The 10,536-nt window shown below is 43.0% G+C and carries 7 protein-coding genes; 5 read left to right on the plus strand and 2 right to left on the minus strand.

Going from position 1 to position 10,536, the window contains the following annotated elements; translation table 11 throughout:
• Positions 1 to 10: 10 nt before the first annotated feature.
• The 3 genes from L3V36_RS17325 (at position 11) to L3V36_RS17335 (ending at position 2,222) form a co-directional block, all read left to right on the plus strand.
• On the plus strand, positions 11 to 775 hold the full coding sequence (locus L3V36_RS17325; RefSeq protein WP_004733637.1) for an amino acid ABC transporter ATP-binding protein: 765 nt from the start codon (positions 11 to 13) through the stop codon (positions 773 to 775).
• A 295-nt stretch (positions 776 to 1,070) separates the two neighbouring features.
• Positions 1,071 to 1,736, plus strand: coding sequence for a Bax inhibitor-1/YccA family protein (locus tag L3V36_RS17330; protein ID WP_017077199.1), 666 nt, complete (start codon positions 1,071 to 1,073; stop codon positions 1,734 to 1,736).
• Positions 1,737 to 1,892: 156 nt separating this feature from the next.
• The gene (locus L3V36_RS17335; RefSeq protein WP_004733621.1) at positions 1,893 to 2,222 is read left to right on the plus strand and encodes a TusE/DsrC/DsvC family sulfur relay protein; all 330 of its coding nucleotides are present in this window, start codon (positions 1,893 to 1,895) and stop codon (positions 2,220 to 2,222) included.
• Between the two features lie 58 nt (positions 2,223 to 2,280).
• Here the strand turns inward: L3V36_RS17335 and yccX are convergent, their stop codons facing one another.
• The gene (gene yccX / locus L3V36_RS17340) at positions 2,281 to 2,568 is read right to left on the minus strand and encodes an acylphosphatase (RefSeq protein WP_102448283.1); all 288 of its coding nucleotides are present in this window, start codon (positions 2,566 to 2,568) and stop codon (positions 2,281 to 2,283) included.
• A gap of 88 nt (positions 2,569 to 2,656) precedes the next feature.
• On the opposite strand from yccX, the gene L3V36_RS17345 reads away from it, so the two are divergent.
• Together L3V36_RS17345 and L3V36_RS17350 are read left to right on the plus strand one after the other, a co-directional pair.
• Positions 2,657 to 4,060: a methyl-accepting chemotaxis protein gene (locus L3V36_RS17345; RefSeq protein WP_054547704.1), complete on the plus strand. Its 1,404-nt coding sequence runs from the start codon at positions 2,657 to 2,659 to the stop codon at positions 4,058 to 4,060.
• Positions 4,061 to 4,189: 129 nt separating this feature from the next.
• The gene (locus tag L3V36_RS17350) at positions 4,190 to 5,383 is read left to right on the plus strand and encodes a class I SAM-dependent methyltransferase (protein ID WP_017077195.1); all 1,194 of its coding nucleotides are present in this window, start codon (positions 4,190 to 4,192) and stop codon (positions 5,381 to 5,383) included.
• A gap of 72 nt (positions 5,384 to 5,455) precedes the next feature.
• Here L3V36_RS17350 and L3V36_RS17360 read toward each other — a convergent pair whose 3' ends face one another.
• A complete protein-coding gene (locus L3V36_RS17360; protein WP_346656345.1) occupies positions 5,456 to 10,528 on the minus strand; it encodes a VCBS domain-containing protein in 5,073 nt (1,690 codons plus the stop codon).
• Positions 10,529 to 10,536 lie beyond the last annotated feature (8 nt).

Raw genomic sequence — 10,536 nt, forward strand, 5'->3', positions numbered from 1 at the left:
AGGACGTATTATGACGCAGCAAACAGAAAACAACTCTCAAGGTCTTATGATCGAGTTAAAAGACATGAACAAGTGGTACGGTGAGTTCCACGTTCTTAAAAACATCAATTTAGAAGTTAGAAAAGGCGAAAAAATTGTAATTTGTGGCCCTTCTGGTTCAGGTAAATCCACGATGATTCGCTGTATCAACCGATTAGAAGAGCACCAAAAAGGTCATATCTTCGTTTCAGGTAATGAACTTACAGAAGACCTGAAGAACATTGAAGCAGTGCGCAGAGATGTAGGTATGTGTTTTCAACACTTCAACCTATTCCCTCACCTAACGGTTTTAGAAAACTGTACTCTGGCCCCTATTTGGGTGAAGAAAATGCCGAAAGAGGAAGCTGAAGCCATCGCGATGAAATTCCTCGAGCGTGTAAAAATCCCTGAGCAAGCGGATAAATTCCCAGGCCAACTGTCTGGTGGTCAACAACAACGTGTGGCAATCGCTCGTTCTTTATGTATGAACCCTCAAGTCATGTTGTTTGATGAACCAACATCGGCACTCGACCCAGAGATGGTACGTGAGGTGCTCGATGTAATGGTCGAGCTTGCAGAAGAAGGCATGACGATGTTGTGCGTAACGCACGAGATGGGTTTTGCTAAAGAAGTTGCCGACCGCGTTATCTTTATGGATGCAGGTGAAATCATAGAAGAGAACAACCCTGTCGACTTCTTTGAAAACCCACAATCGGACAGAACGCAGAACTTCTTGAGCCAAATCTTGCACCATTAATGTGTTATGATGCATAAACTATAGAGGCGGCTTAGGTCGCCTCTTTATTTTTCAAGGTTATAGATAGTTTTTCAAAGGTTATAAATCATTAGCCAGTAACTATAAAAGTCTGAACATCGAGTATTAGCGACACGTTATACGTCATTAGAAACACTTTGTTACACCTTAAGAAACACTTAACCGACTATTTTGATTATTATTTTAGGTATACAAAAGGAATGAAAGACTTGATTTTTCGAACTTTCAGCCCCATAAATGTACTAATAACTATTGAAGTCACCTTACGAGGAAGATTATGAACAGCCCTATGTTTTCACGCACAGCAACTCAAGAGAATGCTCTGCAAACCAATAAAGTGTTGCGTAACACGTACGCACTACTGTCTATGACACTACTTTGGTCTGCTGTAGTAGCAGGCGTATCTATGGCGATGAACCTTCCTCGCCCTGGTCTTATCATTATGCTAGTTGGTTTCTACGGCCTACTGTTCCTAACAGAAAAGAACCGTGACAACAGCATGGGTCTAGTCTTCACATTCCTATTTACAGGTTTCTTAGGCTACACCATTGGTCCAATCTTAAACATGTACGTTGGCGCAGGCATGGGTGATGTCATCCTTACTGCACTTGGTGGTACAGCATTAGCATTTATGGGTGCATCAGCTTACGCACTGACGACTAAACGTGACCTTTCATTCCTTAACGGTATGCTAATGGCTGGTTTTGTTGTTCTGCTAGTAGGGATGGTTGCAAACATCTTCCTACAAATGCCTCTACTGTCTTTAGCAATGAGCGGTATGTTCATCCTATTCTCGACTGGTGTTATTTTGCTAACAACGCAAAGCATCATCCGCGGCGGTGAAACAAACTACATCTCAGCAACTATCAGCTTGTATGTTTCGATCTACAACATCTTCATCAGCCTACTAAGCATCTTAGGTATTATGAACAGCAACGACTAATCTACCTGTCGCTGAAAATATAGCCCAAGAGCCTGTCTCTTGGGCTTTTTTGTATCTATCAATGTAATAATTCTTTAGATAGCTACAATATCTATTGAGAAATGCAAACTTGGTCATGTACCCTATCTGCATAGTTAATTGGATTCTGGATTAAACATGTTTGAATATAATGGCAAGCAAATCGAAACCGACGCTCAAGGCTACCTATTGGACTACACACAATGGGAAGAAGGTATGATTGAGATTCTTGCTCAAGACGAGGCGATTGAACTGACTGATGCGCACTTAGAAGTGGTACATTTTGTAAGAAGCTTTTACGAAGAATTCAAAACCTCTCCGGCTGTTCGTATGCTCGTTAAAGCGATGGAAAAAGCGCACGGCCCAGAGAAAGGTAACAGCAAGTACCTATTCAAATTGTTCAAGAAAGGCCCTGCTAAACAAGCAACCAAGCTCGCGGGTTTACCTAAACCAGCAAAATGCTTGTAAAGCTTAAACAGCTTTAGGTTGCTCTCAAGGTAAAAAGGTAAATACTGTAGTGCGCTAGCTACAGTATTTTAAATTCCCCTATACGCACATCCTGCCGCTCACTTTCTTTAACTCGATGCATCACTACTTGGTCTACCGTCGCACTCGAAGGGCCAATATTGAGCCAAGCGTGGAACTTCTCTATTTCCTTACCCTTTCCGACAGCTAACACTTCAACCCGGCCATCATTTAGGTTCTTTGCATAGCCTGAAATGCCCAGAACTTGTGCCTGCCTACTGGTATGATAGCGAAAACCAACACACTGAACTACGCCTGATACGACAAAAATATATTGTGAACTTTCCATAACGTTGCCTCATAAATTGTATGAATGATATAGTTGCGACTCTATTCATTCACCGCTTATTGGTGGACTTACTTCGAGTATAACGATTATGAAAGAAATCCCATTTCGTTGGATTGACAAATATCTCATTCACCTAAAAATCCAAGAAAAGTTCTATCTACTCTTCTTATTACCTCTTCTCGCCTTGGTTATATTAACTCTTGTTTTAGATAGCGCCGCAGACTCTTTACTTGCTCATCTTTATCAAGAAGAAATGCTCTTGATGAAAGGACTTATCGAAGCGGGTCAACTGACGAAAGATCAAGTTGCTCAACTTGTCAGTAATTCTGAAACCATCTCTTTAGGCTATGGTGTTGGTTCCGTCTCAGTTATGAACGGTGCATTCAGCTTGGTTGCGAACCATGACCAAAACTTATGGTCAGCTCTATCTACGACTCAGGTTTCAATTATCGCAGTAACCCTAACGCTGATCGCGCTAGGTGTTTACTACATCATGACTTTCATCGGCGGCGCAATGTTCTCTATGAACAAAGCGTTAAGCACGCTAGCGAGTGGTGATCTCACCTGTCGTATGAACTACTTCCTCGTTCGTGATGAGTTTAGTGAAATCGCAATTACTATTGATAAAGTAGCAGAGCGCGAACAAAACATGGTTCTATCAATCCAAGAGTCTGTCGCACTCATGCAACAGATCAGTTCTGACTTAAACCAGTCGACACAACAGAGCTCAGACATCTCGGGTAACCAACAAGAACATCTGAATAGTTTAGCAAGTGCAACGGAACAAATGGCAGCTACGATTCGTGAAGTCGCAACACTTGCTCATGAGTCTAGCTCTCAGACTATGGACGCTCGCGGTGTTGCACAGAGTGGCCAAGTAAAAGTTTCGAATACATTAAAATCTATCTCAAGCCTATCTCAAGAAATTCAATCAGCTTCGCAAGCGGTAGAAGAGCTTGATGCTAATGCAGCGCAAATTGATGAAGTGGTCGCAACCATCAATGGCATCTCCGAACAAACTAACCTATTAGCCCTGAATGCTGCCATTGAGGCTGCACGTGCTGGCGAGCAAGGTCGTGGATTCGCTGTTGTTGCCGATGAAGTCCGTGCCCTTGCCGGAAGAACACAGCAAGCAACGGTTGAAATCCAAAGTATGATTGAATCATTACAACGTAACAGCCAATCACTGACAAAATTGATGGAAGTGACTGTTAGCAATGCTAACGAAGGTCAAACACTGATGTCGGAAGTAAACGTTGAGATTGGATCGTTAGCTGAAAAGAACCAATCTATTTCTGATAGCAGCACTCAAATTGCTACTGCTGCTGAAGAGCAAGGTGTTGTTGCTGACAACATTGCACAAAGTGTTGAAGAGATTCGTCATCAATCAGACAGCATCTGTGAAATGATCAGTAAGAGTAATGTAAATGTTGACCAACTTCGTAAGCAAAGCGATACAATGGAAGGTTTGCTGACAGGTCTCAAAGCTTAATACTGATATCTAACCACTATGTGTTAATTAATCATTACTAGGGCTGCTTCTGCAGCCCTTTCTTATTTGCTTTTCCCTTGTACTTCCCCGACAATACCCCTCCTTCAAATTCAACAAACAGAGTAAATTATGACTCCTTCAATTCATCTAGCTAAAGGCCGAGATAAATCACTACGCCGTAAACACCCTTGGGTATTTTCACGCGGTATCGATAAGGTCGAAGGCGAACCACAACAAGGTGAAACTGTAGACGTATATGCTCAAAATGGTCAGTGGCTCGCAAAAGCAGCTTACTCACCAGAATCTCAAATTCGCGCTCGTGTTTGGACATTTGAAAAGGAAGAAATCAATAAAGCGTTTTTCATCAAAAGATTTAAAGACGCACAATCACTACGTGAAGATATCATCGAACGTGACGGCCTAACGGGATACCGATTAACGGCGGCTGAATCTGACGGCCTGCCAGGTATTACTATCGACAAGTACCAAGACTTCTTAGTTTGCCAACTACTGAGTGCTGGCGCGGAATTCAACAAAAGCGTTATCGTTGAAGCTTTAGTTGAATGCTTCCCTGAATGTAATATTTACGAACGCTCTGACGTAGCGGTTCGTAAAAAAGAAGGTTTAGAGCAAACCGTCGGCGTACTGCATGGCGAAGAGCCACCTAAGTCAGTAGTCATTGAAGAAAACGGCGTGAAAATCAGCGTGAACATTATGGAAGGCCACAAAACGGGCTTCTACATGGATCAACGTGATAGCCGTAAAGAATCTATGAAATACGTTAAAGGCAAAGATGTCCTTAACTGTTTCTCATACACCGGTGGCTTTGGCCTTTACGCACTTAAAGGCGACGCGAAGCGTGTGATCAACGCAGATGTATCTCAACTTGCTCTTGATACGGCTAAGTTCAACGCTGAACTGAATGAGTTCGACATCTCGAAAAAGCGTGCTGTATTCCTAAACGCTGACGTATTCAAACTGCTTCGCGAATACCGTGACCAGGGCACTAAGTTTGACGTAGTGATCATGGATCCACCAAAGTTCGTTTCAAGCAAAAACAACCTAACTTCAGGCGCTAACGGCTACAAAGACGTTAACATGCTAGCGATGCAAATCCTGAAGCCAGGTGGAACACTACTCACCTACTCTTGCTCAGGTTTGATGGGTGCTGACCTATTCCAAAAAATCATCGCTGACGCCGCTCTAGATGCGGGCAGAACAGTGAAATTTGTTGAACGCTTCGAGCAAGCTGCCGATCACTTGATCGATACAGCTTACCCAGAAGGTTTCTACCTAAAAGGCTTCGCTTGTAAGGTGCTTTAATTCTAGTGCTTTAGAAGCTAGCTTCTATAGCAAAACAGATGTATTAAAAAAGGGCCTTTCGGCCCTTTTTTGTTATTGGTCTGGTAAGTTCACAAAGAGTTGATTAACCAAGTTACTCAAATCACTGCTTATCACACTGCCATCACCTTGAGCGTTCACAGAGTCAAACTGATTCCCCGTATTGTCGAGTACAATCGTTTGTGTCTGACCGCTATTACTTGCGTCTTCCGAGATAGTGATAACCAAATCTTTATCACCACCGCCGTTATCAACTTTTTCAATCGCAATGTGTTCTAGAAGATCCGACATATTATTCTCAGTTGGTAACAATTGAGAGATATCTAAGTGATCTTCACCTAGAGCGAAGTCGCTAATAGTATCAACATCACCTTGGAATGGCTGGTCAACCCACAGGAACAGGTCATCGCCGTCACCTCCAACTAAGATATCGTCACCTAATCCACCGATAAGCGTATCTTCACCACCTTGACCATAGAGAATGTCATCACCTAATCCACCGGTAATGGTATCATCGCCACCACGCGTATCACTGTCTGCGTTAAACAACTCATGGTTATCTTTAACATATTCGTAGATTTCCATGTCTGTAGGTTCTGCACCATTCAACATCTGTAAGAACGTTGTTAGAGCTTCCATACCCGAACCATCAGCTAACGCATCTGGACGAACAAGGCCATTATCATCCCATGGCAAGTTATCAGTATTGATAACATCACCAAACAAAATATCGTTACCGGCACCGCCGCTTAGAGCATCACTACCTACAGGCAGTAGCGTGATTTCGTTGCTACCTTCCTCAAGTGCAGCATCTAACCCTTGACTTGACTGAACGATTTCAACGTCGCCTGTCGTACTTGTTACTGTCTTGATTGCAAAGTTGTCTAAGTATACGTCTGCAGTGTAACCGCTTTGATCTTCATAAACAGAGAGTACTAACTGGTACTTACCTTCATGAAGTAGATCTGTTTCAATCGAGCCAGTACTACTTCCAGATGAGACACTTACCCATGCTTGAGCTTGTTCATCAAATTTCTGAACACTCCACCCAAACGTATCGCCGCCACCGAAATAGCTACCCTGTGATGCGTCGAATGTCAGTACTGACGCTTCGCCGCTAGCAACAACAAACTCAGGGCTGGTCATCGAAGCTGAGCTATTAATGTCACCCGTATCGGTTAGCAAGATGCTTGAGCTAGTCAGTACTGCTGTGCCACCGGAAACCGCAAAGTTCTCAAGGCTCCAAGATTCACCTGTACTAGAGCTAAAGTTTGCAAGTTGCGTTGTAGTTGATGAATACGTGTACGAAGAACCATTATCACTAACGAAGTGTTCTAATATTTCAGAATCAATACCATCTCCGATACCTATCGTTCTAACTTTTGATACATCCGCTAGCTCATCGAAAGCAGTAACAGAGTCAGCAAACTCATCAAACTGGGTGGTAGAGCCGCTGTTGTTTGAACTGTTCGACACAGTTGGTTTCCCATCAGTTAAGAAGAACGTTAAGTTTTCATAACTCGACGGTTGATCATCATCAGCAAACCAATCTTTAGCTGAATCAAAAGCAGCCTCGTAGTTAGTTGCGCCATCCGCAGTCAAATCATTGATCGCTGAGTTAACTGTCTGCTCTAAGTCTGACTCGTCTAAGTTCTGCAAGTCTATTTCTATACTCGCGCTCGCCTCGAAACCAATTAACGCCAAATTAATAATACCTGGATGAGACGCAATATCTGCCAACATAGCAATGAGTGAAGCTTTAACCACGGCTAACTTAGATTGGCTACTGTTGTTATTGAGTGCGTCTCTCATACTGCCTGAAGTATCGACTACTAAAGCAATATTGTAGTTGGTTGGTGCAACAGAGTTATCAACTACACCACCAGTATCACCTAGCAATACATCATCACCATCAAAACCAATAATTGTATTATCGCCATTCGTGCTTTCACTTGCCGTAAAGATCGTTCCGGTTTGAGTATCTGCGTACATTTCTGAATCTAATGCATGACCTTGGTCATCAACTTCTTGAGCGCCGGCGGTAACCGTTAGTACTGGTGTAGTATTTACAGGCGCTTCAACAATCACAGTCAGCTTACCTTCGCCATCAAGTTCACTAGGCTCAATAACCCAAGTACCATCTGCTTGCTTGGTACCTATAGATAAAACTACATCACTTGGTACGTCGCTAATCACGAGTGAAGTTACTTGCTCGCTACCGTCGTTGTCATATAAGTCGATATCGATGCTTAACTCAAATACCTCAGAAACCTTAGTCAATTGACCGTCTGACACATCAAACTTACCATCCTGTAGATATAACGTTTCAAGGCCATAAAAATCATGATTCGCCAAGATATTGTTATCTGGATCACCATCTACGTCTTTTATTAAGCGGAAGTCCCAAGGTTGACCATTACCAGAAACATATTCAAGTTCAGAAGAAGAGGCCGGCAAATACGCTACGTCTGTTCCATCTAAACCACGATAGGCCGTTGTACGGTCAGAGTTCTGAGATACTAAAATATCGTCTCCACTGTCAGATATCGAGTCGCCTCGAAGCTCTATCGAACCACCATCAAGGGCACTACCTACCAAAATATCGTCTCCAGCACCACCATCAATTATGTCGTTAACGGACGATCCACCCAGTAATATATCGTTACCTTCACCACCGTTTGCTAAATAATGGGTTCCAGATCCATATTCGATAAGATCGCCTGAGTTAGTACCAGCCACCTGTGTTCCATCAGTAACAATGTTGGCTCCATCGCCATACAAACTATTATTATAACTAGCCTGGCCTGTACTTTGCACTTGAGATACAAAGCTTAAGACATCATCTGAGACTCCAGAACTCAACGCAGCTAAGTCTGCAGAAACAACTAGCCCATTACTAATTGGAGTAACTGATGTAGTAACAACTGCCGTATCAGTAAGACCAGAGCTATCAACGATTGTATACGTGAATGACGCACTACCCGTTACATTACTGTTTGGCGTGAAGGTTATTTCACCGCTGTTCTGATCATATGACACAGTTCCGTCAGCCGAACTAAACCCATCGGCGACAATAGTAAAACTATCACCTGTATTTGGATCATAATCATTAGCAACAAGAAGTGACGAGTCTACAGTCAAAGATTCACCCTCTCGTACAGATAGAACATCGCCAATCAATGGGAAGTCGTTTAAATCGTGCTCACCATTGTTGTAATTACCATTACCATCTACAGTACCCAAATTAATGTCTAGATTAGCAGCACCACCTTGGTCCCAATAAACGACTTCAATTGAGTGGTAACCCGAACTATCGATAGTAAATGAATCATGAAGGGTCGTTGTAGAAGATTGATTTTGGTCGACCGTTGCCACCGCAACACCATCAATCAGAATGGTATAACCATCATCTGCTGTAACTTTAAATGCAAAGTCCCCTTGCTCTAGATAAATAGAGCCGCTCATCTTAATGACACCATCTGTGTGATCAGCAATTGAACCTTCTAACGATGAAGCATCACTGTTCAAGAAGTCTTCAAATTGAGCCTGTGAACTTAAGCCATTAGTATTTCCATTCAGGGTGTAATTAATGTCTCTAGCTTCAAACGTAAGATCTGCATCTTGGCTTGATATGACATTTAATGCGTCTTGAACAGAGTCTATATTACCGTTAATACTATCATTAGAGCCGTAATAGTAACCAGATAGGCCACCGAACACAGAGACTGTATCGTCTTGTGCAACGGGAGATTGTCCCGCCGAATTATCTGTAATTGTTAACTGAGCAGTTTCGTCACTCAGCAAGCCTCCTGAGTCTACCGATTTATAATCTATTTCTTCAGTAAGTTCCGCACTGACTACATCGACTCCTTTCAATGTAATATTTGAGTTCTTATCGGGGTCATCTGAACCATCTTGCGTAGTGAAAACTCGCAACTCAGTAAATCCATCAGGAACAGAGACATTAACAGTAGCATTACCATTATTGTCGATAGAAAGAGCATGATCACCAGTTTCGTCACTATCAAAATAGAAAGTACCAACTACATTACCGTCTGAATCAAGCGCGAGGACATTAATACGACCTCCAGCAGTATTTCCGGCATTGTAATTTCCAAATACACTACCAAAATCAATATTGGCTTCTGTAATGGTTGCACCAGATTGAGAATAATCAACAGAGATATATTCCTGGTTGCCACCGCTAACTACATCCAACTCTCCGCTAGTTGAATTCGCATTAGTTGAGACACCAAAGCCATCTTCTTGGTTTTGACTGTCGTAAACCAAATAAGAGTTTGTATCGACTACATTAGCGTCAGTTGGGGAGCTACCGTCGTAAATACCAGAGCTTATGATTACGCTCCCTTGTAGATAACTTACGCTGCTGGATCCATTATTAACTTGGTTTGCGAAAGTACTAGCTACGAAATCAAGTTTATCTACCGCGTTGGGATCTTGTTCATACTCTACTTGAGCGTCACTACTTATTATATCGTTTGCTTCAATTAATACTTTTCCACCACCTGAAACATCATACAACTTACCGAACAATGGCTCTTCAAGGATCTGTACATCGACTGGTGTCCCTGAAGTATCATCTTCAATATCTGCAACGTTGTTTTCGTTACCAAATTGGCCGCCATCAAATGTAAAGAATGCTTCCTCGTTATTATCTAAACCCACGGTGAAGTCTTCGACTGTTGGCAAGTCGTTGGTGCCATTGATCGTCACTTTCACGACTTGCTCTGTGCCGTCTACCGACGTCACCGTGAAGCTTTCGACTTTGCTGTCGCCAACATTCATCTCATTGAACGCACTGTTCGCCACGAACGTCCACTCGCCGTTTTCCGCGATGCTGAACGTGCCGTAGCTGCCTTCTTTGCTTGTCGCTGTGAAGGTGTTGTCTGCGTTGTCCACGTCCGTCGCGGTCAAGGTGCCGGTCAAGCTCAACGCCGCATCGGTTTCAGAGGCCACGACCTCAGTGTCGCCTTCTATCGTCGCCGCATCGTTGGTGCCATTGATCGTCACTTTCACGACTTGCTCTGTGCCGTCTACCGACGTCACCGTGAAGCTTTCGACTTTGCTGTCGCCAACATTCATCTCATTGAACGCACTGTTCGCCACGAACGTCC

It is taken from the genome of Vibrio sp. G-C-1, assembly GCF_021728015.1.
Lineage (GTDB): Bacteria > Pseudomonadota > Gammaproteobacteria > Enterobacterales > Vibrionaceae > Vibrio > Vibrio splendidus.